Raw genomic sequence first — 25,589 nt, 5'->3', positions numbered from 1 at the left:
CGAGGACTGGCCTTGACCGCCACGAAACCTGAAGACCCACGGCGGGCGAAGATCGCTCTGATGCGAGCCTACGGGCCGATCGTGCGTGGCTATCTGCTGGCGACCTCGATTTACTACGCGCTGATCTCGCTCTCCCACCCGCTCTACGAAAAGGGCGTGGCGTTCGTCATCCTCGAGGGCCTGGCCGTCGCCTCTTGCCTCTACGCCCTGGGGGCCTGGGCGATGCTGCGCCGCGGCCGCTTCATCGGCTTGCCGCTGGAAGCGATCGCCCTGGGCATGAACGCCTTGTTCCTGGCCAATACCGTCGCCTACCAGACCCTTCATTTCGAACCGCAGAAGCTGGTCTATTTCATCCTGATGGCCCTGGTCTTCGCCACCTCCGCGCCCAGCCGACGCGTGGCCCTGACCAGCGTCGCCGCCGCGATCGGCGGGATGGTGTGGATGAGCCGTGGCCTCGAGCCGAAGATCGCCGACCAGAGTCTCTTCATCGGTCTCGCGGGCACCTTCGCCGCCGTCGGCATGTCGGGCCTGATGCGGGGCGTGGTAGGCCGCGAGGTGCGGGCGCGCCTGGCCAGCGAGACGCTCAACGCCGAGCTCGAGCGCGAGCTGACCGAGAACCGTCGCCTTCGGGCCGAGGCCCAGGCCCTGGCCGTCGCCGCCGAAGCCGCCAACCGCGCCAAGACCGAGTTCCTGGCCACCATGAGCCACGAAATCCGCACGCCGTTGAACGGCGTGCTCGGCATGGCCCAGATCATGGCCGCCGGTCCGCTGGAGCCGGACCAGCGCGGCCGGCTGGAGACGATCAGCGCCTCGGGACGCTCGCTGCTGACCGTCATCAACGCCATTCTCGACATCTCCAAGATCGAGGCGGGCAAGATGGAGGTCGTCCCCGCGCCCTTCGACCTGACCGCCCAGCTCGAAGCGCTGCGGCAGCTCTATGGCGGGCTGGCGCGCGACAAGGACCTGGCCTTCGATCTGGAGCTCTCGCCGGGCGCGGCCGGGTGGCGGCTGGGCGACGCCGAACGGCTGCGGCAGGTCCTGTCCAACCTGATCTCCAACGCCGTCAAGTTCACCGAGGCCGGATCCGTGCGGGTCACCGTCGCGGGCGACGACGACGGCCTCGTCGCGCGCGTGACCGACACCGGCGTCGGGATTCCGGAGGCCCAGCGCGAGCGGCTGTTCGCCAAGTTCGCCCAGCTGGACAGCTCCAGCACCCGGCGCGTCGGCGGCTCGGGCCTGGGGCTGGCGATCTGCAAGACCCTCGTGGAGCTGATGGGCGGAACGATCGCCTTCTCGGCCCCGGCCGAAGGCGGCGCCTGCTTCACGGTGACCTTGCCGCTGAAGCGGGTCGCGCCGGCCGCGGCCTCGGCGGCCCTCGACGTCGTCGATCCGCGAACCGACGAGACCGCGCCCCGGATGCTGGTCGTCGACGATAACCAGACCAACCGCGCCGTCCTCCTGACCCTGCTGCGCCACCTGGGCGTCGAGGGCCATTTCGCGGCGGACGGCCGCGAGGCCGTGGCCATGTGGGAGAAGGACCGCTGGGACGCCATCCTGATGGACATCCACATGCCGGTGATGGACGGGGTGCAGGCCAGCCAGGCGATCCGCGAGGGCGAACGCCGCGCCGGTCGCCCGCGCACCCCGATCATCGCGGTCACCGCCAGCGTGCTGACGCACGAACGCCTGCTCTATGCCGAGGCCGGCATGGACGGTCTCTTGCCCAAGCCCATCGAGGCCCCGCGCCTGGTCGAGGCCCTGGCCCAGGCCCTGGCGCTGAACGGCGACGACCCGCCGGCGGCGAACGCGGCCTGAGAAGGGGCGTCCGCGCTCCACGCGTCCAGGCGCCAAAAAGGCTGCCCTAGAGTCGAGCGCCGACGGGCTCTCGGGCGCCGTCCTCGCCCTTCGACAAGCTCAGGGTGAGGACGACTGTCGGCCCCGCTGGCGCACAATCCTCATCCCGAGCTTGTCGAGGAACGAGGACGTCATCCGGACCCGCGGCCACACTCAGCGTGAACACAGGCAACAAAAAAGGGGACGCCCCAGCATCCCCTTTTCCGTTGGTGTCGTTAAGTTCGGGTCGATCAGGCCTTGCGGGCGCGCGGCGCCTTGCCCTTGCGGCCGCCCTGGCCGAGGCCCAGGGCCTTGGCCATCTGCGAACGCGCTTCGCTGTAGGCGGGCGCGGTCGTCGGATAGTCGTTCGGCAGACCCCACTTGGCCTTGTATTCGGCCACGGTCATGCCGTGCGTCGTCAGGTGGCGCTTCAGCGTCTTGTACGGCTTGCCGTCCTCGAAGCTGATCAGAGCCTCGGGCGTGATGCTCTTGCGGATTTGAGCAGGCGTGGCCTTGGTCACGGTCTCGACGGTCGGAGCCGGCGGGGCTCCAATACCAGCCAGGGCGTCGTGCGTGGCCCGGATCAGCGCCGGTAGTTCGGAAACCGGCGTCGAATTATTGGCCACGTAGTTAGCGACAATTTCAGCGGTAAGCTCGATTAGGGTAGCCTTGTCTTCCACGATCACAACTCCATTTCCCCTTTAATCCCGCAATTACACCGTCGCCTCGGAAACACAAGTAGTTGTGCGTTAATTTTTACGCGAATTCGTGAATTGTTGTAACAATTCACTGTCGATGAGCGGGTTCAACGAAGCGAATTTTGCAAAAATCGCGATGACGACAGCGCGTTCAACAGCGACCGATTCGTCGGCTTCCGCCGGTCCGGGCGAGCGGTTGTCTCGCGGGCGCGAACTCGACTTGCGATAGCTTGGGCGTGGCGGCCGAATACCGAAGCTTCGTAGGCGCGGTACGTTGGAGAGCCTCGGACGCGCGGTTCGGCGCCATCGCGCGGCGTGGCGTAAAGCACCGCGCCCACGCGAGATGGCGCAAGACTAGCCGACTATTCGGGGAGAGGCGTGGCTGGGGAACTAGGACTCGAACCTAGAATGACGGTACCAAAAACCGCAGTGTTACCATTACACCATTCCCCAGCAGGAACGGCGAGACCCGTCAGGGCCCGGCGAGGCGGTGGAGATAGCGCACGAGTCGGACGGATGCAACGCGCTTTTCAGAACTTTTTTCGCCTCGTCATCGCCACGTCGAAAAAGGCGCTTGCGCCCCCCGGAACACCCTCCTATAAGGCCGGCCTCCAAGTCGGAGTGTGGCTCAGTCTGGTAGAGCACTGCGTTCGGGACGCAGGGGTCGCAGGTTCAAATCCTGCCACTCCGACCATTCTCTCCCCGCCAACCAGAGGCGGGAAACTCTTCGAAAAATCAGAGATCTAGCCAAGGGCGGCGCGGAGACGTCCGCGCCGGACGCAAGAACCTCCCCGCGTCGCGCGCTCTTCATTTGGTCGCAACCCGAACAGCGGTTAGCTTGTCTCCGGTTTCGCAAGCAGGACCTCCGATGAAGCAGTTCTTCCTGACCGTCGCCGGCGTGTTCGTCGGCCTTCTGTTGGGCGTGGTCGGAGTGCCTTTCCTGCGCGTGGTGATGGCGGCGGGCGCCGCGCGCCCCGCGCCGGTTCCGACCCAGGCGGTGCTGCAACTGGACCTGCGCGGCGGACTGACCGATCAGGCGCCCAAATCGCCGTTCGCGGCCTTCGGCGGCGGCGGCGGCGGCAGCGTGATGTCGATCGTCGAGACGATGCGGCGGGCCGAGAAGGACGACAAGGTCAAGGCCATCCTGGTGCGCCTGCCCGAGGGCGGCGTCGCCCCGGCCGCCGCCGACGAACTTCGCCTGGCCTTCAAGCACTTCCGCGAGGTCGGCAAGAAGCCGATCTACGCCCACAGCCAGGGGCTCTATCCCTCGGGCATGATCACCTCGACCTACATGCTGGGCGCGGCGACCAGCGAGCTGTGGATGCAGCCCGACAGCAGCTTCCAGGCGGTCGGCGTCTCGACCGAGTCGATGTTCTTCAAGCGCTTCTTCGACAAGTACGGCGTCAAGGCCGAGTACGAGCAGCGCTACGAGTACAAGAACGCCGTCAATCCGTACCTTTATAGCGACTACACCCCGGCCCACCGGGAATCGACGTTGTCCTGGATGGGTTCGGTCTATCGCACGGCCCTGACCAGCGCCGCCGTCGACCGCAAGCGCGATCCGGCCCAGCTGGTGAAGACGCTCGAGGCGGGCCCCTACAGCGCCCAGGAGGCCCAGGAAAAGGGCCTGATCGACAAGGTCGGCCAGGTCAGCGACATCCAGGCCTTCGCACTCAATCAGGCCGGCAAGGGCGCCAAGCTGGTCGATTTCGATGACTACGCCTCGCGCTCCAAGCCGACGCCGGTCAAGACCGGCCCGGCCATCGCCGTCATCGGCGCCGAGGGCGCGATCGTCACCGGGACCGGCGGCGGCGGCTCGCCGTTCAGCGGCGACAGCAATGTCTATTCCGACGACGTGGCCCAGGCCTTCAAGACCGCCGTCGACGACAAGGACGTCAAGGCGATCGTCTTCCGCGTCTCCTCGCCGGGCGGCTCGGACACGGCCTCCGAACAGATCCTGGCGGCCATGAAGAGCGCCAAGGCGGCCGGCAAGCCCGTGGTGGTGAGCATGGGGACCTACGCGGCCTCGGGCGGCTACTGGATCTCCAGCCAGGCCAATTCGATCGTGGCCCAGCCGTCCACCCTGACCGGCTCGATCGGCGTCTATGGCGGCAAGTTCGCCCTGGGCGACGCCCTGGCCCGCTTCGGCGTCGATACCAAGGACCTGCACGTCGGCGGCGCCTATTCGGAGGCGTTCGGCTCGGCCGACGGCTTCACGCCCGACCAGCGCGCCAAGTTCGCCGGCTGGATGGACCGCATCTATGCCGGCTTCGTCAGCCGCGTGGCCGAGGGCCGTCACCTGCCCCCCGCCCGCGTGCGCGAGATCGCCAAGGGCCGGGTCTGGACCGGCGAGCAGGCTAAGCAGCTGGGCCTCGTCGACCAACTCGGCGGCTTCTACGACGCCGTCGACCAGGCCAAGGCCCTGGCCAAGCTGAACGGCGACGTGCGCCTCAAGCGCGTGGATGGGGCCAAGTCGCCGTTCGAGGCCTTCGAGCGGTTCCTGGGCGTCAGCGAGACCTCGGCCAAGACCTTGGCGGCGGCCGCGTGGGTGCTGGGGGACCCGCGATCCCAGGCCATCCTCGACGAAATGGCCAAGGCCCGCCTCCGCGCGGCCCCGGGCGGCGCGGCGGTGCTGGCCGATACGCCGGTTCGGTAACCCGCCCGCGCCTCTCCAACAAAGGGTCGGGGACGTCCGAGCGGCCTCTTTGTTGGCTGTGTTCACGTTAAGTAATGAGGCTGGCCCGGACGGAAGTCGTCGTCCTCCCGGGGTCCGGCGGCGCAGGCCCGAGGACATGCTTCGACAGGCTCGGGATGTGCATTTCGCACCCGCGGGGCCGCCAGTCGTCCTCACCCCGAGCCTGTCGAAGGGCGAGGACGGCCCTGAAGAGCGCCATCAACACTCGAGGCTAAAGCAGCCTCCTTGTTGCGCCTCGCCCGCCCCGGCGCGCGGCCGTCGTGATCGGCGATGAGCCGCCGCCCGGCGCGTCGCGGGCCATCGGCGGGCGGTCGCGGTCCTTGGCCTTTATCGCGCCGGGATTGCGGCTTTGCCCTTGGGACTGGCGAGGCCGCTGCCGGCGCGGCCGAACAGCTATGCGGACGCGGCCTACGTCACCGGCGCCGCCCTTTGCGCGCTCGGCCCTCACCACCTCGGCCGCTTCAGGGTCCGGCGCGGCGGAAACATGCTCTCGAGCCTTCAAGAAGCAGCCCAAGACAAGGGCCGCGAAAGCAGAAATGGCGGGCTTTCGCCCGCCATTCCATTTTACGCTTGATGTCTTTCGACCAGTCGCGGCGCTTAGAAGTTATAGCGAGCGATCAGTCGCAGCGACCGCGGCGTTTGATACCGGATCGGTTGCAGGTAGTTCGGGTTCGGCTGGAACGAAGACGCCGAGCCCTTCGCCGACGACTGGTTGAGCATCTCCACGCCCTGCAGGTTGAACACATTGTTCACCTGAGCAATGAAGGTGACTCGGCCTTCAGCCCACTTCGGCTTGTAGGCGACGTTGGCGTCCAGGCGGTAGATCCAGTCGGTACGGCCTTCGCTGCCGCGGTTGGTCAACCGGGTCTTCCCGTCGGCCCCGAGGCAATAGAAGCTCGAGCCCGAGTAAGCGGACAGAGTACCACGGTCATAGCCAACCCGCGGGTCGTCCAGCGGGATGAAGCCCTGGCAGCTCAGCGGGGCGCCCGAAGCGACGTACAGGTTGCCGCCCAGCGTGATCTCGGAGGTCGGCGAGTAGTTGCCGAACAGCTTGAACACGTGACGGTGATCGTTCGGCAGGTAGCCTTCGGCGCCGTCCTCGAACAGCGCGTTGTCGAAGTCCTGCGTCGCGCCGGCGTCGTCTTGGCCCAGGGTCGAGTTGACGTAGCCCTCGACGTTACCGCGGCTCGCCGACAGGGTGTACGAACCGTTCACCGACCAGTTCGGGCCCGACGCGTCGCCGAAGAACTCAACCGACAGGTATTTGCGCTTGTACTTGGGCAGGCGGAAGTAGCTCGCCGCGATCGTGTTGAGCTCGGAGACGCCGTCGTTGTTGGAGTCGAACGACAGAACGACGTCCTTACCCGGATTGATGATCTGGCACGACGGAATGTTGCCGGCCAGCGCCTCGGCGGTGGCCTGAGCCACACCCTTGCTCACCATCCAGGAGACGTACGGCTGCCTGGAGCAGTGGTCGTCCATGCCGTTCTTGACGTCGCGATAGACCGAGCGAACACCCAGGGTGAAGCCCGTGTCGAAGCGATGTTGCGCGCCAATGATCACTTCGTCCTGGAACATCGGCGTCAGACCCTTCGAGGTCACCGACTCCGGCAGCGGCGCGCTCTTCGAGCCGTTCAGATTGTAAGGACCGATCTGAGCGCCCTTACCGGTCGGCAGGCCCGTCGCCGGGTCGAAGCCGGTGGTGTAGTAGTAGGTCTCTTCGCGGTACTCGATGCCCGACGAGCGAACGTTCGTGTTGGACGAGATCGGGATGTAGTAGCGGCCCGCGTTGGCGAACACCTTGGTGTTGCCGTCGCCGTTGACGTCCCAGGACAGGCCCAGGCGCGGCGCGATCAGCTTGTCCGCCTTGGCGAACGAGACGCCCTGAGAGTTCATGTTGTTGAACGACTCGGAGCGCAGGCCGCCATACACCAGCAGGTTCGGCAGAGCTTGCCAGCTGTCTTCGATATAGCTGGCGGTGTTCTTGATCTTGTAGATGCCCGAGCCCGTCACGTTATTCCAAAGACGGGCATAGAACGTCCCGGTCGGGAGCAGGACGCCGTTCACGGTGCGGCCGGCCGCCTCATAGACCTTGTAGTGACGCCAGTAGGCGCCGCCGGTGTAGGTGGTGCCGCGGTGGCTCGAGCTGAAGTCTTCGGCGTCGTAGCCGAACCGGATCTTGTGATCACCCAAGTTCCACTCGGCGTCCAAGCGGTACGCCTTGCGGACGTCGGTGTCCTGCTGGAAGTTCAGGTCCGGAATGGTGATGTTGTTTTCGTCGTAGCAGCCGACATAGTTGGTGGCGCTGCGGTTGGCTTGCGAGTCATAGGCGCGAACGCAGGTCCCGCGCTTATCCGTCGCCGGATCCAGCTTGCCTTGCAGGTTCTTCAGACGACCGAACATCGCGGAGATCGAGAAGCTGTCGGTCAGTTGACCGTTGTACTTCAAGATATTGACGTCGCCACCGGTGGTCAGGTCGTTGTTGCCGGTGCTGGTCCCGTGCTTGCCGGTGTAAACGGCGCCGGCGGCGTTCTGGTAGAAGCTGCGGTGATCGGTATCCTTGTTGTAGATACCGGTATACTCGAAGTGATGGTTCGGCGTCAGATAGTAGTCGAGCTTCACCAGGCCCTTCGGCGAAGTGTTCGTCACGTGGTTGCTGGTCGTACGGCCGTAGGTATCCGACCTCGCATCCTGCGCGTTCAAAAGCGCGAAGATGAACAGCTTGTCCTTAATGATCGGACCCGAGGCATAGATGCTGTAGTCCAGATTGGAGAACGTGTTGTCGCTGCTGTAGACGGTGTAATAGTTGTCCGCCTTATCGTCCGGATCGATCGAACGGATGTTGCGCGGCTTCGAGCGCAGGTCGGAGGAGGTGTATTCAGCCGAACCGCCGAACTTCCACTTGTTGGTGCCGCGCTTGGTCACCACCGACACCACGCCGCCCAGCGAACGACCATATTCGGCGCCGTAGCCGCCGGTCTTGATCTGCTGTTGAGCGACGGCGTCAAACGGCAGATCGGCGTAGGACACGAACTTGAAGAGGTTCGTGACGTCGAAACCGTTGATGTAGTAGCCGTTTTCGGCGACCGACGAGCCACCGATCGACACCAGATTGCCGAAGGCGCCCGGGTTGCCGTTCGAGACGGTGCCCGGCGCGAGCAGCGCGACGGACGACAGGTTGCGGCCGACGGGCAGGGCGTCCAGGCGCGAGGAGTTGAAGATCGTCGTGGATTCGACCGACTTCACGTCGATCGGGTTCACGGTGTTGGACGCGCGGATGACGACTTCCGAAACGGCGTCGACGAAGTTGATCGGCGAACCGTTGCCGGCGCTCACGCTGAAGTCGGCGACGCCACCGCTCGAAACCTTCGCGCGGTAGGAGCCCGGCGCCAGGCCAGCAAAGCTAAAGTCGCCCGAGGCGTTGGCCGTGGCCGTCCGCGACACGCCCGTGTCCGCGTCGGTCAAGGTGACGACCGCGCCCGGAGCAACCCGGCCATAGGCCGAGCCGACCGAGCTTTGCGCCGACGCGAAGCCCGGAGCCATGACGGCTACGGCGGCCACGCCAGCAAGCAGCGTCGACGCCAACAGACGCGCGCGAGCGCTGCTCTTGTTTTTGGAAATCATGCTCTTCAATCCCCTCTGAACATGGCGCGGGGCGGCAGGCGGACAAAGAACCCCTCTAGTTACTTTGCCCCGCCTGGAGCGGAAAACCGCCCTTTGGCGCCACGAGATCACTGGTGTCCCGGAAACATTCCCCCGGTTATGGCGACGTTAGGGGGCCGCCGTGGCGAGGGTCAATTGTCATTGCAAATATTTAATCCATATCGCGCCAGGCCTGTCGCAAAAGCGCCACAGGGGAGCCGGTTTTGCCGTTTTTCGAGCGCCAGCGAGGCGCCGGGGCTTCGCTCGGCGCGGGGCTTCCTGGGTTAGTCCGCTGTTCTAAAAGACTTATCTCGGCCCCAGCGAACACAGTAACGCGCGTTACAATTTCGAAAAGGTTCTGGCGAAAAATTGCCATACACGACCAGCGTTACGGCAACGCTTGCCCCTGTTCCGTGCGCGTTTCATGAAATTTCATTAATTCTTGAGCCGCAAGAGCACACTTTCACTCAGGTAAAATTTGCCGCCGGATCTCGGGGCCGACAACGCCTGGGCATTGCGTCCCAGCCGAGCCCTGGCGAAGATGCGACCGCGACAGGTGGTGTCGCGTGGTCATTTTCCGAGCGGTCCCATGAGTGATTTTCGACGCGTCACCGACGCGCTTTTCGTCAGCCCGCAGGTCAGCGAGGCCGACATCGCCGAGGCCGCGGCGAAGGGATTCGCGCTCGTGATCAACAATCGCCCCGACGGCGAGGATCCCAGCCAGCCGCCCGGCGCGGCGATCGAGTCGGCGGTTCGCGCGGCGGGTCTGGACTATCTGCACGTGCCGGTGCGCGGCGGCCCCACCCCGGAGCAGGTCGAGACGGTTCGGGCCGCCATCGAGGCCGCGACCGGGCCGGTCCTGGCCTTCTGTCGCTCGGGCACCCGCTCGATCATCACCTGGTCGCTGGGCCGGGCCTTGGCGGGCGACGACCGCGAGACGCTGGTCGCGCGGGGTCGCGAGGCGGGATACGATCTCTCGGGCGTGCTGCCTTAATAGGCGCCGGCCTCGCGGGCGGCCATGGCGGCGGGTTCGGGCTGGCAGCTGGCCAGGGCGAACTGGGCCAGGATGATACAGAGAACCGCGAAGGCCGCGCGCTGGAGCCGTTTTGAGACAAAAATCGCCGCGTCCGCCGCCATGGCCGGTCCTCCGATGGTTACTGGCGGGTTAAGGCGCAAGACCGGCGCCGCGGTTCACGGAGTGCTTCGATGATCCCCTTCGTCCGCGAGCTGGCCTTCGAGTACGGGCGTCCCGACCAGGTCTCGCCGCTGATCCGCCGGATCATCGCCCGTAATCCGGGGCCGTTCACCTATACCGGCACCGGCGTCTACATCGTCGGCCACGGCGAGGTGGCGGTGATCGATCCCGGTCCGGACCTCCCCGAGCACTTCGAGGCCCTGAAGGCGGCGCTGGCCGGCGAGCGGGTGACGCACGTGCTGGTCACCCACCATCACCTGGACCACTCTCCCCTCGCCCACCCGCTCGCCGAGGCGTTCGGGGCCAAGGTCCACGGCCTGCCCGCCCCCGCGCCCCACGTCAACGACGCCCCAGCGCTCGAAGAAGGCGCCGACGACCGGTTCCGCCCCGATGTCGAGCTCGCCGACGGCGACGTGGTTTCGGGTCCCGGCTGGACGCTGGAGGCGATCACCACGCCGGGCCACACCTCCAACCACGTCTGCTTCGCCCTGCGCGAGGAGAACGCCCTGTTCAGCGGCGATCACATCATGGGCTGGTCGACCACCGTGATCACCCCGCCCGACGGGAACATGGGCGACTATTTCGCCAGCCTGGAAAAGGTGAAGGCGCGCGGGTTCGAGACGCTCTGGCCGACTCACGGCGCGCCGGTGCGCGACGTCGCTCCCTTCATCGACGCCTATGTCGCTCACCGCCGCGCGCGCGAGGCGCAGATCCTCGAGGCGCTGGGCGCCGGCTTCAGCCAGATCAAGACGATGGTGCCCAGCCTCTATGCGGCGGTCGATCCCCGCCTGCACCCGGCCGCCGCCCACTCGGTCCTCGCCCACCTGATCCAGTTGGTCGCCGAGGGGCGAGTCGTGGCGGACGGCGAGCCGGGGCTGGAGACGGTCTACCGGCTGGCTTGATCTCGAAAAGCCGTTCTTCCCGGCGTTCGCCAGGAAGAAGGATCTATTGAACGCCCTTCACCGCCGCGATCAGCCCGCCGATGCGCGCGCAGTTGCGGCCCTGGTCGGGACCGGCGTCGCGGCCGATCGAGCGCAGGTCGAGGCGCGAGCCTCGCGCGTCGGGGCGCACCCGCACCACCAGGTCGTCGGTCAGGCCGTACCAGAAGCTCTTGGCCGTGGCCTCCAGGCGGCCGTCGACCGGATCGTCGGTGGTCAGGGTCATGCCGGCGGCCAGCACCGCGGCCTTGACCGCCTCGTAGACGTCGCCCGGCGCGCGTTCGCTGACCAGAGGACGGGCGGCCGGACAGGTTTCGGCGTTAATCTCGGCGATCCGCCGGCCGGCATAGGCCGCCGAGCCGACGGGGAGGCTGGGATCGTCGAAGACCGCCTCGGCCGAGCCGCCCCGCGCGGCCATGGCCGCGTCGGAGAACGACAGCGGCGTCTTCCAGTCGGTGGCCACGTCGTGGATCGGCGGGGACTGGCCGGTCATGGCCTTGGCCGCGACCATTACGCCGAAGGTGGCGGCGGTGATCACAAGCGCCAGCAGGGCCGGCTTCCACAGACGCCCGAAGCCGGCGATCAGCGCGACGATCAGGCCCAGGAGGCCGGTGGCGACGCTGATGAACGCCAGGCGCGGCGCCCAGTCCAGGGTCATCGCCGTGTAGCCGAGCGAGACCGGAATCAGGCCGAGCTTGACCCCCAGCGCGCCGCCGCCCGCCAGAATGGCCGGAGCCAGCGCGACCAGCAGGGCGAAATCCAGATAAAACGCCGCCCAGCCCGGCGCCTTGCCGGCGGCCTGGGCCGCCTTGCGCGTCTTGCCGCGCTTGCCGGGCGTGATCGGCATGGCGAACGGCAGGACCTCGGCCGCGTCGGCGCTGACCGGGGTCGCTTGAGGCGGTTCCGTATCCGCCGGCTCGCGCAGGCGCAGCGGCGCTTCCGGCGCCGGCTCGGCGGGGGCGACGACGGCGGTGGCCGTGGGTTCCGCCGCCGCCGGCTCGACGGGAGTCTCGGCGCCCTTCGCGGGCGCGGCGGCGGCGATGGCGGCGGCCTCGGCGATGATCGCGTCCGCCGCCGACAGCGGCTGGGGTTCGGGTTCGACCTCGGACGCCGATGTCGCCGCGGCCTGGGGCTCCGGCGGCGGCTTGGCTGGAGCCTCGGGCGCGTCGACCATGGCCTCCGCCGCGACCTCTTCCGACGGCTCCGGCGCGTAGATCTTGATCGGATGCCCGCCATCGGCGGCGGCCAGGGTCGTCGGCGCGGCGACGGGCGGCTCGGGCGCCGGCTTAGGCGACGGCTGCACCGGCGTCTCGGGCAGCGCGTACCCCTCGTCCTGCAGGCGCTTGCGGATCAGCTTCTTGTCGATCTTGCCGGTCGCGCCCAGCGGGATGTCGTCGACGAACAGCACGTCGTCGGGCATCCACCACTTGGCGATCTTGCCCTGGAGGTAGTCGATGAACTCCGCCTTGGTCGCCGTCTCGCCATCCTTGAGCTTGACCAGCAGCACCGGCCGCTCGTCCCACTTGGGATGCGGCATGCCGACCACCGCCGCCAGGGCCGCCTTGGGGTGGCCGACGGCGATGTTCTCGATCTCGATCGTGCTGATCCACTCGCCGCCCGACTTGACCACGTCCTTGGCCCGGTCGGTGATCTGCATGAAGCCGTGCGCGTCGATGGTGGCGATATCGCCGGTGTCGAAGAAGCCGTCCTCGTCGAGGATCTTGCCGCCCGCGCCCCGGAAATATTCGGCGGCGATGATCGGCCCCCGGATCTTCAGATGGCCGAAGGCCTTGCCGTCGTGCGGCAGGAGCTTGCCGTCGTCGTCGGTCAGGCGCAGCTCCACGCCCAGCGGCGGCCGGCCCTGCTTCAGGCGATAGGGCATCTGCTCGTCGTAGGAGAGCTTTTCGAGTTCGTCGGTCATCACCGACAGCGTGCCCACGGGCGAGGTCTCGGTCATGCCCCAGGCGTGGACCACCTCGACCTGATACTTGTCGTGGAAGGCGCGGATGATGCTTTCGGGGCAGGCCGCGCCGCCGATCACCACCTTCTTCAACAGCGGCAGCTTGGCGCCGGTCGCCTCCAGGTGCTGCAGCAGCATCTGCCAGACCGTGGGCACCGCGGCCGAGAAGGTCACGCCCTCGGTGTCGAGCAGCTCGAAGATCGAGGCGCCGTCCATCTTGGCGCCGGGCATGACGATCTTGGCTCCGGTCGCCGGACCCGAGAACGCCACGCCCCAGGCGTTGGCGTGGAACATCGGCACCACGGGCAGGATCACGTCCCGCTGCGACAGGCCCATCACGTCGGGCTGCATGGTGATGAAGGTGTGCAGGAAGTTCGAGCGGTGGGAGTACATGACCCCCTTCGGATCGCCGGTCGTGCCCGAGGTGTAGCAGAGCCCCGCGGCCGTGCCCTCGTCGAAGCCGCCCCAGGCGCAGTCGGCCGTGTGCTGCTCGACTAGATCCTCGTAACAGACCAGACCCTTGAAGTGGGGCGCCTCGGCGGCCGGAGCGAACGCGGCCGGCATGTGGCCCCGGTCGGTGAACACCACCACGTGCTCGACATGCGGCAGGCGCGGCAGGATGGCGGCGATGATCGGCAGGAAGGTCAGGTCGGTGAAGATCAGCCGGTCGCCCGCGTGGTCGGCGATCCAGGCGATCTGTTCGGGAAACAGGCGCGGGTTCAGGGTGTGGCACACCGCGCCGATGCCCATGATGCCGTACCAGGCCTCCATGTGGCGGCCGGTGTTCCAGGCCAGGGTGCCGACCCGGTCGCCGGGCTTGATCCCCAGGGCCAGCAGCGCGTTGGACACCCGCTTGGCGCGGTCGCGGATCTCGCGATAGGTCGTGCGGACGATCGGCCCCTCGACCGAACGGCTGACCACCTCGCGCCCGCCATGCCACGACGCGGCGTGGTCGATGATCTTGTCGAGGGTCAGCGCCCCGTGCTGCATCAGGCCCTGCATCGGCGCCCGTCTCCCGGTCTCTTATCGTTGTTCAGGCGAAGCTATCGTTGTGCGTCGCAACACGCAACGCGGCAGCGCCCGAGGCGAGAAAACACCCCGCCCCCGCCGTTGCTCCACCAGGGCGCGCCAATCGGCCGCACGCCACTTTCGAGACTATTGTCCGGGAACAGTCGATAGTCCCCTCGGGGCGAAGGTGCTTCGCCGGGGGGATTCGAATTTGCGCTGGATCGCCGAGACCTTGCGGGACGAGCGGTTGGACGAGGTCGCCACCGACATCCGGCGGCTGACGTCCTCGCGGATTCTTTCGGGCGTGCTGGGCGCGATCATGGTGAAGCTGGGCCTGGGGCCGATGATGGCCCTGGTCTGGCTGGCCGGCTTCCTGGCCGCCGAGAGCCTGGCCTATATGGCCGTCAGGGGCTTTGGCCGCGGTCGCCCGGCGACGCGGCGCGAGCGGGCGCTGTTCGTGCTGGCCTCGATCCCGGTCAACGGCGCCTGGGCGGCGCTGGCGGCCATGCTGTGGCTGCGCGGTCCCGATACGCTGAAGATCGCGGCGGTGGCGATCTGGTGCGGCCAGCTGGTCTTCGTCCAGCAGTATCGCCACCAGCCGCTGGCCCTTTTGGTGATCAGCGCGCTGCCGCCGGTGTCCAGCCTGATCGTCTTTCCGTTCTTCCTGATGCCCGGTTCGGATCCGCTGACCGAGGCGACCCGCTGGTCGCTGGCCCTGCTGATCGGCGTCACCCTGAACGTCGTCCTGCGCAATCGCGCCGCCGCGCGCCGCATGGCGGCCCTGACGCGCGGCCTGCGCGAGGAGCATGAGCGCGCCCTGGCCGCCGCGCGGGCCAAGTCGACCTTCATCGCCGTGACGAGTCACGAACTGCGCACGCCGATGAACGGCCTGCTGGGCATGGCGCACGCCCTGGCGCGCTCGAAACTGACCCAGGCCCAGCGCGACCAGGTCGCCCTGATGATCAAGTCGGGCGACAACCTGATGCGCCTGCTCAACGACGTCTTGGACCTGTCGCGGATCGAGGCCGGCGGGGTCGAGCTGGCGCCGGAGGTCTTCGCCCCGTCCGCCCTGGTCGCCGACGTGGTCGAGGCCTGGCGCGACGCGGCGGCGCACAAGGGTCTGTCGCTGCACGCCGACATCGACGCCACGGCGCCGGCCTGGGTTCGCGCCGACCCGCTGCGCATCCGGCAGATCCTGACCAACCTCGCGTCCAACGCCATCAAGTTCACCGAGCGCGGCGAGGTGCGCCTGCGTCTCGACGCGCGCCAGGACGGCCCGGCCTGGACGCTGCGCTTTTCCGTCAGAGACACGGGGCCCGGCGTGCCGAGCGACGCCGCCGAGCGGGTGTTCGACAGCTTCACCCAGGCCGACGACACGGTCTCGCGCCGCCACGGCGGCGCCGGCCTGGGCCTGACGATCTCGCGCGCCCTCGCCCGCAAGCACGGCGGCGACCTGGTGCTGGCCAAGGGCGGCCCCGGCGCGACCTTCGTCCTGACCGTCCGGGCCGAGGCGGCCGACGCCCCCGCCGACGCCGCGGACGCCGCCCCCGCCGAAGAGCGCGACATCGGTCCGATCCAGGTGCTGATGGCCGAGGACAACGCGGTCAATCAGCTGGTCGTGCGCACCATGCTGGAGCCGACCGGCGTCGCCCTCACCGTCGTCGAGCACGGCCAGGCCGCGCTCGAGGCGATGTCGCAGGAGCACTACGACTGCGTGCTGATGGACATCAACATGCCGGTGATGGACGGCATCACGGCGCTGGAGGCCATCCGCGCCGGGCGCGCGGGCGATCCGGCAATCCCGGTCATCGCTCTGACCGCCTCGGCCATGACCGGCGATCGCGAGCGGTTCCTGGCCCTGGGTTTCGACGACCACCTGGGCAAGCCGGTCAAGCCGCTGGACCTGATCACGGCCATCCTGCGGGCGGTGGACGGCGCGTCCGCCGCGACGGGCAGGCGCGCGGCGTAGAGCCCGTCCGGGCCTTTCGGCGGCGAGCACGCTCTAAATGTTTGAAAGCGAGCCTGTCTATCTGCTTCGAATGAGTCCATTCGAACAGACAGGCTCTACCCCATCGCCTCGGCCAGAGCCCGGGCCTCGTCCTCGAAGGCGCTGACGGTATCGACCTTGCGCCAGCCGATCTCGCCGGCGTCGCGCGCGAGCTGGCTTTCCAGCACCGCCACGTCGGCGTCGGAGGCGTCGTTGACGCGGGCGGCCACGCGGGCGCGCAGCACCTCGGGCGGCGCCTCCAGCCAGACGCCCTGGAAGGCGACGTCGACCTCGCGGGCGAGGGCCTCGGCTCGCGCCCGCTCCTCGGGTTTCAGGAACACCGCGTCCAGCACCACCGAGCGGCCGGCCTTCAGGCACAGCGCCGCGTCGTGGAACAGCTGGTCATAGACCTTGGCGCTGGTCTCGGGCGTGTAGGCCTCGCGCGGCAGGCGCTGCAGGGACGGAACGCCCCACAGGCGCTTGCGGATCTCGTCGGTGCGCAGCACCACCGCGCCGGGCGCCGCGCCCAGGCCGGGCGCGCAGACCCGCGAGAAGGTCGACTTGCCCGAGCCCGACAGCCCCCCGGCCGCCACCAGGCTGACGGGCCTCGGCGCCAGATGCTCCAACGCCGTCTGCAGATAGGCCCGCGCCGCCTCGTCGTCGCCGGTATAGGCCCACACGTGGGTGCGCACGGCCGCCCGCACGCTGAGCATCAGCGGCAGGGCCGCCAGACCGGTCCACAGCCCGTCGCCGAACACGCGGGCGGCCTCGTCGAGATAGGCGTTCAGCACCCGCCCCGCGGCGTCGCGCCGGCGGCGGAAATCCAGATCCATCAAGAGGAAGGCCAGGTCGTACTGCACGTCGATGTCCGACAGGGTGTCGTTGAACTCGATGCAGTCGAACAGGATCGGCTGGCCGTCCTCGATCAGGATGTTGCCCAGGTGCAGGTCGCCGTGACAGTGGCGGGCGAAGCCCTCCTTGGCGCGGCCGTCCAGCAACGGACCCAGGCGTTCCAGGGCGATGTCGGTCTCGTGGACCAGGCGCTCGACCGCCTGCCGGCCCAGACGCGGCGCCAGGCCGCGCAGCAGGTTGGCGTTCGAGCGGATGGTGTAGCCCAGGGCCGACACGCCGCCGCCTTGCGGGCGCGGGGATGCCCCGGCGTGGAAGCGGGCCACCGTGCGGCCCAGCGAATCCTCGAGCGCGTCGTCGATCGCCCAGGGCTGCGTCGCCAGCACGCCCGACTGGTCGAAGCGGCGCATCTCCAGAAGGTACTCGACGATCTCGCCCTCACCGTCGATCTCGATGCCGCCGTCGGCGGCGCGCGTCAGGCGCTTGACCTCGCGATAGATGTCCGGCGCTGCGGCGCGGTTGAAGGTCAGCTCGCGCTCCAGGGCCCAGCGGCGCAGCTCCAGCGTCGAGTAGTCGAGAAAGCCGAAGTCGACGGGCCGCTTGACCTTGAACGCCGAGCCGCCGATCAGGAACACGCGGGCGCACGAGGTCTCGATCGTGCTTTCGGCCCGCTGGCTGAACCAGGCGGCGACTTCCTGCTCGCGCGCGGCTTCCGCGTCCTTGATCACGCCTAAAATCCCATCTCGTCCCGCCCGAAAGCGGGCGCCGGCGCTGCATAGCCGAAACCCGCCGCCAAGTCCTCTCGCGCGGACCTTGCTTGGGCTGATTTTTCACGGTTAGATTGTGTAAAGTTCAGTGAGTGCGAGTTCAGCGATGCTTATCGGCGCGGGTTTGAAGCGGGCGGGACACAAGCGCGAGGAGATTCTCGCCTCCGCCGCGGCGCTTTTTCTCAGGCAAGGTTACGCCGACGCCGGCATGGAGGTGGTGGCGCGAACGGCGATGGTCTCGACGGCCACGCTCTACGCCTACTTCCCCAGCAAGGCCGACCTGTTCAAGGCGATCGTCATGGAGACGGTCGAGGCTCTGTCGGCGCCGGTGCGCGAGGCGACACGGACGAAAGGCGACGCCCGCGCGCGGCTGAACGCCTTGGCGAGCGCCTATGCCGCGCTTCAGGCCCGCCCGGAGACCCGCGCCGTGTTCAGGATGGTGACGTCGCAGCGTCGCCGCTTCGAGGATGTCGCGGACTATTTCCTGCACGCGGCCCGCGACGAGGTCGGCGGCGCGGCGCTGGCGGTGATCCAGGATCTCGCGCGGACCGGCGAACTGAAGGTCGACAAGGCGTCGTGGGCGACCGGTCAGCTGCTGGGCATGCTGGACCACGCGACCCTGACGCTCGGCCTGACCGCCGGCGACCCGGTCGAACCCCGCCGATCGGTCACGGCCATCGCCGAGGACGCGGTGGAAACCTTCCTGGCCCGGTACGGGGCGCGGTAGGGGCGGCGCGCTCGCCCCGGCCAGGCGGTATGAAGACGCGGAGCTCTGTCGTTGGAACCGGAGTTGCCCTTCGAGTTCGTGGTGGCGGGCACGGCGATCAGCCTCCAGGGCTCAAGCGACTCCAAGCGCGCCTGGAAGGAAACGGTGCAACTGGCGGCCCGCGCGGCGCTTCCGGAGGGTTCGTGGCTTTTGACCGACCCTCTCGCGGTCACGATCTATATTTTTCCCGGCGTCGAGATGCGGGGCGACCTGGATAATCGCGTCAAGCCCATCCTCGACGCCGTGGTGCGGTGCGTCTACAGCGACGACGAGATCGTCGAGCGCGTGGTCGTGCAAAAGTTCGAGCCGGAGCGCATATTCGCGTTCCAGGCGCCATCGCCCGTCTTGCTCTCCGCCTTGGAGGCCGAGGAGCCGGTAGTCTATGTTCGGATCACCGGCGACGTACATGAGGAGCTCTCGTGATGGCTTCAGACGCCCTGACCGAAAGCGCGATGCTCGACAGCCTTGAACCGCGCTGGGTCAAAGAGGGCTATCGCGTCATCCGACGCCCCAAGCCCCATGAATTGCCGGCGTTTCTTCAAGGATTTCAGCCAGACGCCATCGCGATCGGCTCGCAGCCGTCCCTGCTGATCGAGATCCTTCGTCATCGCGGGCGCTCCGGCGACACCAAGGTCCGGCAGCTGCAAGGCCTCCTCGCCGGCCACCCGGAATGGCGCCTCGAGGTCGTCTATGCCGCGCAGGAAGGCGTCGCCGTGGCGCCCACGACGGAGGCCGAGGTGCGGGCGGCGCTCGATGAGGCGCGCCGCGTCGCCGAGGTGGCACCGCGCTCCGCGCTGCTGCTCGCATGGTCGATCTTCGAGGCGGTGGCCAGGCGGCTTGAACCGGACCTCGCGGCGCGAAGCTTGTCCCCGGGATCACTGATCGACGTCATGATCTCGACCGGCCGGCTTCCCCAGACGGAGGCTCATTTCCTCCGTGAAATGGCCGGCGGCCGAAACGCGGCGGCTCACGGCCTGCTGGACTACCGGCCAACCGAAGGAGATGTGGATCGCCTGATCGACCTGTCCGAAGCTCTGAGCCGGGAGCAGACAGCCCTCGCCTAGCCCATTACGGAAACAGCCGCTTCGTCGTCCAGCCGCCGGCGGCGCGGTCGAAGACCAGGCGTTCGTGCAGGCGGAACGGGCGGTCGCGCCAGAATTCCAAGGTCACCGGGACGATCCGATAGCCCGACCAGTGCGGCGGACGCGGCACCTTGCCGAGGCCGAACTTCAGGCCCATCTCGGCGACCCGTTTCTCCAGGGCCAGGCGATCGGGCAAAGGCCGCGACTGGTCGCTGGCCCAGGCGCCCAGCTGGCTGTGGCGGGCGCGGCTGGCGAAATAGGCGTCGGCCTCGGCCTCGCTGACCGGCTCGACGGTCCCTCGGATCCGCACCTGGCGGCGCAGCGACTTCCAGTGGAACAGCAGCGCGGCCTTGGGGTTGACCGTCAGCTCCACGCCCTTGGCGCTCTCTGTGTTGGTGTAGAAAACAAAGCCCCGCGCGTCGAAGTCCTTCAGCAGCACCATCCGCGAGTCCGGCATGCCGTCGGCGTCGACGGTCGACACCGTCATGGCGTTGGGGTCGTTGGGCTCCTTCTTGCCCGCCTCCTCCAGCCACTCGGCGAACAGCGCGAACGGGTCCTCCTCGCTCAGCAGCGGCGGCGGCGTGGCCTCGCGCACCTGGCGGACATAGTCGTCCTCGCTGGGCGAGGCGGGGATCAGGGTCGGATCGGCGCTCATGGCTCCGATATAGGTCGCGGCGGCGGCGGAGGCCACAGCCCGGCGCGAAGTCTTAACTTAACCCGCCGTTGACCATCCGGGCGGCAGGGTCGGAGGATGACCGCCCGTCCCTCCGCCCTGACGCTCTCGGCCGCGCGCGCCCTGCTGGGCGTGGCGCCGGGCGCGGACGAGCGCGAGTTGCGCGCCGCCTATCGCGAGGCCGCCAAGCGGGCTCATCCCGACCGGCCGACCGGCGACGCGGCCCTGTTCCGCGACGTGCTGGCCGCCTATCGCCTGCTGCAGCAGACCCCGGTCGCCCAGACCTGCTTCCCGCCCGCCGTCGCCTCGCCGCCGCCGATCGCCGACCGGGTGTTTCTGGAGATCGACATCGCCACCGCGCTCTCGGGCGGCGCCGAGGACCTGACCATCGACGGCCGCCGCCTGCGCCTGAAGCTGCCCGCCGGTCTGCGCGAGGGCGACAAGGTGCGGGTCGAGGGCGTGATCTTCGAGGTGCGCCTGCGCTCCCAGGACGGCGCCCTGGTGCGCGGCGACGACCTCTGGCTGACCGGCAAGGTCGATCCGCGCGTGCTGGCCGAGGGCGGCCGGGTCGAGGTCGAGACGGTGCTCGGGCCAAGGCAGGCCTGGGTCTCGACAAAGGCCGCCGCCCGCGGCCTGGTCCGTCTGTCCGGCCAGGGCCTGCCCGCCCGCGCCCACCACCGCGCCGGCGAGCTCTTCCTGCGCCTGGAGCCCGCCGAGGCGGGCCAAGAGGACAGCCCGGCCCGCTCCCTGCTCAAGCGTTTCGCCGCCGCCTGGGCGGCTTAAAGAATTTACTCTCCTCCCCTCTTGGGGGAGGAGAATGATTCTTCCGTCGCCCCCTTGAATTTATATCGTGTGCGATTAAATCGCTCACATATCTTCAAGCCAAGGAGGCTCTCATGACCACGCTCTACACCACCCGCGCCACCGTCGTCGGCGGCCGTGACGGCCATGTCCGCAGCGACGACGGCCTGCTGGACGTCCAGCTGTCGATGCCCAAGGCCCTGGGCGGCAAGGAGACCGGCACCAATCCCGAGCAGCTGTTCGCCGCCGGCTACGCCGCCTGTTTCCAGAGCGCCATGGCCCACGTCGCCCGCACCCAGAAGATCGCGCTGACCGGCTCGACCGTGACCGGCCAGGTCGGCCTCGCCACCCAGGAGGTCGGCTTCAAGCTGGAAGTCGCGCTGGAGGTCGAGACCCAGGGCCTGAGCCAGGCCGACGCCGAGGCCCTGGTCGCCACCGCTCACCAGGTCTGCCCCTATTCGAACGCCACGCGCGGCAATGTCGACGTCGCCATCACCGTCAAGGCGGCCTAACATCCCGGCCATGAGCCAGAAGACCCCCGCGTCCGCCGATGCCCCGATCGAGGCCCTGCGCCTCGACAACCAGCTGTGCTTCGCCCTCTACGGCGCGGCCAATCGGATGACGCGGCTCTACCGGCCGATGCTGGACGCCCTGGGGCTGACCTATCCGCAGTATCTGGCGATGCTGGTGCTGTGGGAGGCCAGTCCCAGGACGGTCGGCGCCCTGGGCGACGCGCTGGATCTCGACTCCAGCACCCTGACCCCGCTGCTCAAGCGTCTGGAAGCCGGCGGCCTGGTCGAGCGTCGGCGCGATCCCGAGGACGAGCGGCGAGTGATCGTGGCGCTGACCGATAAAGGCCGCGCCCTGCGCGACCAGGCCGCCAGCGTGCCTGAAAAGCTGTTCTGCGCCCTCGACATGCCGCTGGAGGCGATGGGCGCCCTGCGCGAACGGCTGAAGACGGTCGCGCGCTGAGGGCGCTCCGGCGTTGTGATCGCCGGTCCCAGCGCTTAAGCAGGCTCCGACCGAGGAGTCTCATGTCGCGTCGAAAGCCGATCCGCGCCGCCATCTACGGCGCCTGCCACGCCAACGCCTTGCTGGAGCTGCTGCGCGGCGTTCCGGGCCTGACCGGCAAGATCCAGTTCACGCCGATCCCGGCGGTGATGAACATCACGCCCGAGGAGATGGAGGCGTTCATCGCCTCGGTCCCGGACCTCGATGTCGTCCTCTACCAGCCGATCTCGGCCAATTATCGGGGACCCCAGTTCGCCTCGGCCAGGATCGTCGAGGCCGCGCCGTCGTCCACGACCCTGATCAGCTTCGCCTACTACCATTTCGAGGTCTACACGCCGTTCATCACCTCGGCCCTGCCCGGCCTGCCCGAGCCGCCGACCGAGTACATGGACTATCTCCTAGGCGCGCTGATCGCCCGGGGCTTCTCGGACGAGACCATCGTCGAGCGCCTGCAACACCTGAAGGGCCTGGAGCCTTATGTCGAAGGCATGGTCGGGGCGGCGTTCTACGAGTTCGGCGTGCGCGAGGAGCGGGTGCTGGACGGCGACCGACCGCTCGACATCCGCATCTCCGACCGCGTCCGCGCGCTCTACCAGCACAAGCGGCTGGGCCACACCGCCAACCACCCGTCGGTGCTGCCGATGCGCTGGATCGCCGACGACATCCTGGCGCGCCTCGAGCCGCTGATCGGCAAGACGCTGGGCGCGCGCTGGTCGCTGAAGGCCGATCCGCTCGGCGACATCCAGTTCTTCGCCGCGCCGTTCGTGCGCGAGGCGTTCGGCATGACCTTCCAGGATCGCCCGACCGTGCGGACCAAGACCCATGGCCGCCAGAGCCTGGCCGCCTATGTGCGGAGCCAGCGGCCGTTCTACGAGGCCATTCCCCGCGAGCAGTTCATCCAGGCGGTCGAGACCATGGCCCAGCCGACGGCCAGGCCCTGGTACGCGACGCTGCTGGCGACGGACTAGATCTGGGGAGGGGTTTCGCGGCGCGCCCGCAGCAGGGCGTGGTCGGCGTCGCTGGTCTGGCGCAGCGCGCGCAGGTCCTCGCTGATCCGGAAGATGGCGACATAGAATTCGCAGAAGGCGCGCCACAGCAGCACCATGGCGCTGGCGACCAGCAGGCCGGCGACCATCACCGGCAGGGCCAGCAGCAGCGAGGCGAAGCCCGGCTCCTTCAGCGCCAGGCCGACGGCGGCCCCGACGACGCCGAAGCCGAACAGGACCACCACGCCCAGACCCGCCCAATAGATGAAGTGAATCACCGGGCCGGTGACCAGGCGATCAAAAGTCAGCAGATCCCACAGCAGCGAGTTGGACCCACGCTTGGTCTTATTGGCCGGAGGCATACGGAACCCCAAGTCGGCGAAGAACGCCCCTCAACAGGCTCCATCGCTATCAGTGACGAGCCCGCTCGGCAATGCCGGGCGGGCTCGCGGATGTTCGGTCCGGGCGAAGATCGGGTTTATTGCGGCTTGGCGCCCGCGACCGTCGCGTCGATCTGCGCCTTGGTGGCCGTGGTCGAGACGCTGCCGTCGGCGCCCGCGCTCAGGCTGTTGGCCGGCAGGGCGAACTTCACGCCGCCGTTGGTGACGATGACATTGGTCGAGCCGTCGGCGCCGGTGCTGGTGCCGGTGATCTGGCCGACCGCGACGCCCTGGGCGTCCTTGACGGCCGAGCCGACCTTGAAGCTGGCGACGGTGGCCGAGGTCGGCGAGCCGGCGCTGTCGGCCGTATTGGCCGAGGACGAGCTGCTTTGCCCCGACATGCCCGCCGACGGCGTGCTGGTCGAAGGCGTGGTCGTCTGGGGCGACATCGGCGTCGTCGACTGGGTCGGCGCCGTCATCGGCGAGGTTTGGGGCGAGGTCTGGGGCGAGGTCTGCGACCCCGACTGGCTGGCCGGCGGCATCTTGCCCGTCGAGGGCGTCGTGGTGGTGGTCGTGGTGCTTTGGGCGAAGGCGGCGCCGGCGAACGTCACGGACGCGGCGGCGGCGAGCAGGGCAAGCTTGGTCATCAAAACTCTCCGTCGAAGAGCCCCTCCCTTGGCCAAGAGAACGTCACCTTGCCGGCGGAGTTCCGTCGGCGGTTCGACGCGACGACGCTTGACGCCGCGTCGCGCTTGCGTCGAGCCGGCGCCGGGGGGAGGATCGGCGGAGCCTCCGGAGAGGATCCCATGAGCGCTTCTCTCGACCGCGTGCGGACCAAGGTCGCCGCCCAGAAGACCGCCCTGCCCGCCCTGTACGGCGATGTCGACTTCGACGTCACGCCCGAGCGCTTCACCACCGATCCGGCGACCAGCGTGGCGCCGCGCCTGGCCAAGGTCGCGCTGGATCCCGACAAGCTCGCCCTGATCAAGGCCTATACGATGCTGGGCGACGTGGTGGCCGACGCCTATGCCGCCCTGATGCCGAGGTACGGCTTCCGATCTCTGATCCAGATGCTGACCCAGGCCTGCGACGAAGGTCTCGAGGCCGTGCCCGACGCTCCGCCGGAGCTGGCGGCCTTCATCGCCGACATGGAGCGCGTTCCCGACTGGTTGGACATGGACCTGGTCCGCCAGGGCCAGCGCCTGGACCGCAACGCCGCCGCCAATCTCGGCCCGTTCGCCATCCGGGGGGCGTTCATCGCCACCTTCATGAACAAGTACGCCGCCCTGCCGATGGCCCTGACCGGAACGCTGTCGAACGATACGGCCGCGCGGCGGGTCAACGAGACGGCGACCTTCTTCACCACCACCCTGCTCCCGGGCGCCCTGGAGCGTCACGGAGCCGGCTTCAAGGCCGCCGCCATGGTGCGGCTGATGCATTCGATGGTGCGGTTCAACGCCTTGAAGCGCTCGAACCGCTGGGACGTCGGGGTCTACGGAATCCCGATCCCGCAGGTCGACCAGATGCCGGCGGGCCTGATCCCGATCTTCCTGATGAGCTACAAGATCGTCGCCTCGGGCCGGACGGCGTTCACGCCCGAGGAGCGGGCGCGGGTCGAACTGGCCCGCTATCGCTGTTTCCTGCTGGGCCTGCCCGAGGACCTGCTGGCCGACACGCCCCAAGGCGTCGTCGACACCATGAACGCCCGTAGCGCCACCCTGCGGGCCGGCTTCGACGACGCCACCTGCGGCGAGCTGGTCCGCGCCACGCTGAACGCCTATCTGCCGCCGGACGAGACGCCCGCCAACCGCCTGTTCGACCAGGTCGAGCGGGGCTTCGCCAAGGTGTTCTTCCTGCGCAACTTCCTGAACGGCGACCGCGCCGCCGCCCGCCGCATGGGCGTCGAGATCGGCGCCCGCGACTTCATGCTGTTCGGCCTGGTGGCGCTGCTGGTGACCGGCAAGCTGACGGCCTATCGCCTGGCGCGGAGCGTTCCCGGGATCGCCGATCTGGCCGACGCGCGCCTGGTCGCCAAGCTGCGGCGCCAGCTCAAGCGCTACGGCCATGCCGAGTTCGCCAGCGACGCGGAGCAGTATCGGCCCGCTCCCGGCGTGAAAACCGCCGCCGCCTGACAAACGAAAAGCCCCCGCCGGCGGACCGACGGGGGCGTTTCATACAGCCTTCAGGCGTGGACGCTTACGCGCCGCCCGGGAAGCGGAACGGAACCTTCACGGCGCCGGTCTTGCCGCCCATCGGCAGCTTCTCGGCGATGCACATGGCGGCCTTGTCGAAACCCTTGCCCGCGGCGCTGTTGTCGA

The 25,589-nt window shown here is 68.3% G+C and carries 21 protein-coding genes, 2 tRNA genes and 1 pseudogene; 14 read left to right on the top strand and 10 right to left on the bottom strand.

Features of this window, described 5'->3' with window-relative positions; translation table 11 throughout:
- Window positions 1-60 precede the first annotated feature (60 nt).
- Window positions 61-1,815: an ATP-binding protein gene (locus Q0V34_RS06125; protein WP_297509310.1), complete on the top strand. Its 1,755-nt coding sequence runs from the start codon at window positions 61-63 to the stop codon at window positions 1,813-1,815.
- Between the two features lie 269 nt (window positions 1,816-2,084).
- On the opposite strand, the gene Q0V34_RS06120 is transcribed toward Q0V34_RS06125, so the two are convergent.
- Both Q0V34_RS06120 and Q0V34_RS06115 read right to left on the bottom strand, forming a co-directional pair.
- Entirely contained in the window at window positions 2,085-2,513 is a 429-nt protein-coding gene (locus tag Q0V34_RS06120) for a MucR family transcriptional regulator (RefSeq protein WP_297509307.1), read from the bottom strand.
- A gap of 397 nt (window positions 2,514-2,910) precedes the next feature.
- Window positions 2,911-2,984 (bottom strand) — tRNA-Gln (locus Q0V34_RS06115).
- 164 nt (window positions 2,985-3,148) lie between these two features.
- Here Q0V34_RS06115 and Q0V34_RS06110 point away from each other — a divergent pair.
- Window positions 3,149-3,225, top strand: a tRNA-Pro gene (locus Q0V34_RS06110).
- Between the two features lie 174 nt (window positions 3,226-3,399).
- Complete coding sequence (gene sppA, locus Q0V34_RS06105) at window positions 3,400-5,187, top strand: signal peptide peptidase SppA (protein ID WP_297509305.1); 1,788 nt, start codon at window positions 3,400-3,402, stop codon at window positions 5,185-5,187.
- 636 nt (window positions 5,188-5,823) lie between these two features.
- On the opposite strand, the gene Q0V34_RS06100 is transcribed toward sppA, so the two are convergent.
- Window positions 5,824-8,769, bottom strand: a complete 2,946-nt coding sequence (locus Q0V34_RS06100) for a TonB-dependent receptor (protein WP_297509302.1) — start codon at window positions 8,767-8,769, stop codon at window positions 5,824-5,826.
- Between the two features lie 688 nt (window positions 8,770-9,457).
- On the opposite strand from Q0V34_RS06100, the gene Q0V34_RS06095 reads away from it, so the two are divergent.
- Window positions 9,458-9,862, top strand: a complete 405-nt coding sequence (locus Q0V34_RS06095; protein WP_297509299.1) for a TIGR01244 family sulfur transferase — start codon at window positions 9,458-9,460, stop codon at window positions 9,860-9,862.
- On the opposite strand, the gene Q0V34_RS06090 is transcribed toward Q0V34_RS06095, so the two are convergent.
- A complete protein-coding gene (locus tag Q0V34_RS06090; RefSeq protein ID WP_297509296.1) occupies window positions 9,859-10,005 on the bottom strand; it encodes a hypothetical protein in 147 nt (48 codons plus the stop codon). The two genes, Q0V34_RS06095 and Q0V34_RS06090, sit on opposite strands and share 4 nt — an antisense overlap.
- A gap of 69 nt (window positions 10,006-10,074) precedes the next feature.
- Here Q0V34_RS06090 and Q0V34_RS06085 point away from each other — a divergent pair, with 69 nt between their 5' ends.
- Window positions 10,075-10,965 (top strand): MBL fold metallo-hydrolase, encoded by an 891-nt coding sequence (locus Q0V34_RS06085; protein WP_297509293.1) that lies wholly within the window; start codon window positions 10,075-10,077, stop codon window positions 10,963-10,965.
- Between the two features lie 43 nt (window positions 10,966-11,008).
- Here Q0V34_RS06085 and Q0V34_RS06080 read toward each other — a convergent pair whose 3' ends face one another.
- A complete protein-coding gene (locus tag Q0V34_RS06080) occupies window positions 11,009-13,963 on the bottom strand; it encodes a long-chain-fatty-acid--CoA ligase (RefSeq protein WP_297509290.1) in 2,955 nt (984 codons plus the stop codon).
- 217 nt (window positions 13,964-14,180) lie between these two features.
- Between Q0V34_RS06080 and Q0V34_RS06075 the strand changes: the two genes are divergently transcribed.
- A complete protein-coding gene (locus Q0V34_RS06075) occupies window positions 14,181-15,938 on the top strand; it encodes an ATP-binding protein (protein WP_297509287.1) in 1,758 nt (585 codons plus the stop codon).
- A 95-nt stretch (window positions 15,939-16,033) separates the two neighbouring features.
- On the opposite strand, the gene Q0V34_RS06070 is transcribed toward Q0V34_RS06075, so the two are convergent.
- Window positions 16,034-17,533: a bifunctional aminoglycoside phosphotransferase/ATP-binding protein gene (locus Q0V34_RS06070; RefSeq protein WP_297509283.1), complete on the bottom strand. Its 1,500-nt coding sequence runs from the start codon at window positions 17,531-17,533 to the stop codon at window positions 16,034-16,036.
- Window positions 17,534-17,678: 145 nt separating this feature from the next.
- Here Q0V34_RS06070 and Q0V34_RS06065 point away from each other — a divergent pair, with 145 nt between their 5' ends.
- The 3 genes from Q0V34_RS06065 to Q0V34_RS06055 all read left to right on the top strand — a co-directional run bounded on the left by Q0V34_RS06065 (window position 17,679) and on the right by Q0V34_RS06055 (window position 19,402).
- Window positions 17,679-18,299, top strand: coding sequence for a TetR/AcrR family transcriptional regulator (locus Q0V34_RS06065; RefSeq protein ID WP_297509281.1), 621 nt, complete (start codon window positions 17,679-17,681; stop codon window positions 18,297-18,299).
- Window positions 18,300-18,362: 63 nt separating this feature from the next.
- Window positions 18,363-18,761, top strand: a complete 399-nt coding sequence (locus Q0V34_RS06060; RefSeq protein WP_297509277.1) for a RusA family crossover junction endodeoxyribonuclease — start codon at window positions 18,363-18,365, stop codon at window positions 18,759-18,761.
- Complete coding sequence (locus Q0V34_RS06055; protein ID WP_297509274.1) at window positions 18,761-19,402, top strand: hypothetical protein; 642 nt, start codon at window positions 18,761-18,763, stop codon at window positions 19,400-19,402. The genes Q0V34_RS06060 and Q0V34_RS06055 overlap by 1 nt, the downstream gene beginning before the upstream one ends.
- A 4-nt stretch (window positions 19,403-19,406) precedes the next feature.
- Here the strand turns inward: Q0V34_RS06055 and pdxH are convergent, their stop codons facing one another.
- A complete protein-coding gene (pdxH, locus tag Q0V34_RS06050) occupies window positions 19,407-20,075 on the bottom strand; it encodes a pyridoxamine 5'-phosphate oxidase (RefSeq protein WP_297509271.1) in 669 nt (222 codons plus the stop codon).
- Window positions 20,076-20,171: 96 nt separating this feature from the next.
- On the opposite strand from pdxH, the gene Q0V34_RS06045 reads away from it, so the two are divergent.
- The 4 genes from Q0V34_RS06045 (at window position 20,172) to Q0V34_RS06030 (ending at window position 22,873) form a co-directional block, all read left to right on the top strand.
- Complete coding sequence (locus Q0V34_RS06045) at window positions 20,172-20,876, top strand: DnaJ domain-containing protein (RefSeq protein WP_297509268.1); 705 nt, start codon at window positions 20,172-20,174, stop codon at window positions 20,874-20,876.
- A 113-nt stretch (window positions 20,877-20,989) separates the two neighbouring features.
- Window positions 20,990-21,406, top strand: a complete 417-nt coding sequence (locus tag Q0V34_RS06040) for an organic hydroperoxide resistance protein (protein ID WP_297509265.1) — start codon at window positions 20,990-20,992, stop codon at window positions 21,404-21,406.
- Window positions 21,407-21,416: 10 nt separating this feature from the next.
- On the top strand, window positions 21,417-21,866 hold the full coding sequence (locus Q0V34_RS06035; protein ID WP_297509262.1) for a MarR family transcriptional regulator: 450 nt from the start codon (window positions 21,417-21,419) through the stop codon (window positions 21,864-21,866).
- Between the two features lie 62 nt (window positions 21,867-21,928).
- Window positions 21,929-22,873 (top strand): WcbI family polysaccharide biosynthesis putative acetyltransferase, encoded by a 945-nt coding sequence (locus tag Q0V34_RS06030; protein ID WP_297509259.1) that lies wholly within the window; start codon window positions 21,929-21,931, stop codon window positions 22,871-22,873.
- Here Q0V34_RS06030 and Q0V34_RS06025 read toward each other — a convergent pair.
- On the bottom strand, window positions 22,870-23,265 hold the full coding sequence (locus Q0V34_RS06025) for a DUF4282 domain-containing protein (RefSeq protein ID WP_297509256.1): 396 nt from the start codon (window positions 23,263-23,265) through the stop codon (window positions 22,870-22,872). The genes Q0V34_RS06030 and Q0V34_RS06025 overlap by 4 nt on opposite strands.
- 104 nt (window positions 23,266-23,369) lie before the next feature.
- Window positions 23,370-23,918 carry a hypothetical protein gene (locus tag Q0V34_RS06020; protein ID WP_297509253.1) on the bottom strand — a complete coding sequence of 183 codons (549 nt, stop codon included), beginning with the start codon at window positions 23,916-23,918 and terminating at the stop codon, window positions 23,370-23,372.
- Between the two features lie 159 nt (window positions 23,919-24,077).
- Between Q0V34_RS06020 and Q0V34_RS06015 the strand changes: the two genes are divergently transcribed.
- A complete protein-coding gene (locus Q0V34_RS06015; protein WP_297509249.1) occupies window positions 24,078-25,403 on the top strand; it encodes an oxygenase MpaB family protein in 1,326 nt (441 codons plus the stop codon).
- A 64-nt stretch (window positions 25,404-25,467) separates the two neighbouring features.
- Here the strand turns inward: Q0V34_RS06015 and Q0V34_RS06010 are convergent.
- A pseudogene (locus Q0V34_RS06010) lies at window positions 25,468-25,589 on the bottom strand (hypothetical protein); the annotation flags it as partial.

The organism is uncultured Caulobacter sp., assembly GCF_947036865.1.
GTDB lineage: Bacteria > Pseudomonadota > Alphaproteobacteria > Caulobacterales > Caulobacteraceae > Caulobacter.
Note: the sequence above shows the minus strand (reverse complement) of the source record. Positions and strands in the feature narration are given on the sequence as shown.

What these genes read in the sequence shown, in the direction of transcription:
- pdxH (WP_297509271.1), bottom strand. Translation starts at nt 20,075, where the DNA reads ATGAGCGCCGATCCGACCCTGATCCCCGCCTCGCCCAGCGAGGACGAC.
- Q0V34_RS06045 (WP_297509268.1), top strand. Translation starts at nt 20,172, where the DNA reads ATGACCGCCCGTCCCTCCGCCCTGACGCTCTCGGCCGCGCGCGCCCTG.
- sppA (WP_297509305.1), top strand. Translation starts at nt 3,400, where the DNA reads ATGAAGCAGTTCTTCCTGACCGTCGCCGGCGTGTTCGTCGGCCTTCTG.
- Q0V34_RS06090 (WP_297509296.1), bottom strand. Translation starts at nt 10,005, where the DNA reads ATGGCGGCGGACGCGGCGATTTTTGTCTCAAAACGGCTCCAGCGCGCG.
- Q0V34_RS06085 (WP_297509293.1), top strand. Translation starts at nt 10,075, where the DNA reads ATGATCCCCTTCGTCCGCGAGCTGGCCTTCGAGTACGGGCGTCCCGAC.
- Q0V34_RS06040 (WP_297509265.1), top strand. Translation starts at nt 20,990, where the DNA reads ATGACCACGCTCTACACCACCCGCGCCACCGTCGTCGGCGGCCGTGAC.
- Q0V34_RS06035 (WP_297509262.1), top strand. Translation starts at nt 21,417, where the DNA reads ATGAGCCAGAAGACCCCCGCGTCCGCCGATGCCCCGATCGAGGCCCTG.
- Q0V34_RS06065 (WP_297509281.1), top strand. Translation starts at nt 17,679, where the DNA reads ATGCTTATCGGCGCGGGTTTGAAGCGGGCGGGACACAAGCGCGAGGAG.
- Q0V34_RS06125 (WP_297509310.1), top strand. Translation starts at nt 61, where the DNA reads ATGCGAGCCTACGGGCCGATCGTGCGTGGCTATCTGCTGGCGACCTCG.
- Q0V34_RS06020 (WP_297509253.1), bottom strand. Translation starts at nt 23,918, where the DNA reads ATGACCAAGCTTGCCCTGCTCGCCGCCGCCGCGTCCGTGACGTTCGCC.
- Q0V34_RS06055 (WP_297509274.1), top strand. Translation starts at nt 18,761, where the DNA reads ATGGCTTCAGACGCCCTGACCGAAAGCGCGATGCTCGACAGCCTTGAA.
- Q0V34_RS06080 (WP_297509290.1), bottom strand. Translation starts at nt 13,963, where the DNA reads ATGCAGGGCCTGATGCAGCACGGGGCGCTGACCCTCGACAAGATCATC.
- Q0V34_RS06015 (WP_297509249.1), top strand. Translation starts at nt 24,078, where the DNA reads ATGAGCGCTTCTCTCGACCGCGTGCGGACCAAGGTCGCCGCCCAGAAG.
- Q0V34_RS06030 (WP_297509259.1), top strand. Translation starts at nt 21,929, where the DNA reads ATGTCGCGTCGAAAGCCGATCCGCGCCGCCATCTACGGCGCCTGCCAC.
- Q0V34_RS06100 (WP_297509302.1), bottom strand. Translation starts at nt 8,769, where the DNA reads ATGGCTCCGGGCTTCGCGTCGGCGCAAAGCTCGGTCGGCTCGGCCTAT.
- Q0V34_RS06095 (WP_297509299.1), top strand. Translation starts at nt 9,458, where the DNA reads ATGAGTGATTTTCGACGCGTCACCGACGCGCTTTTCGTCAGCCCGCAG.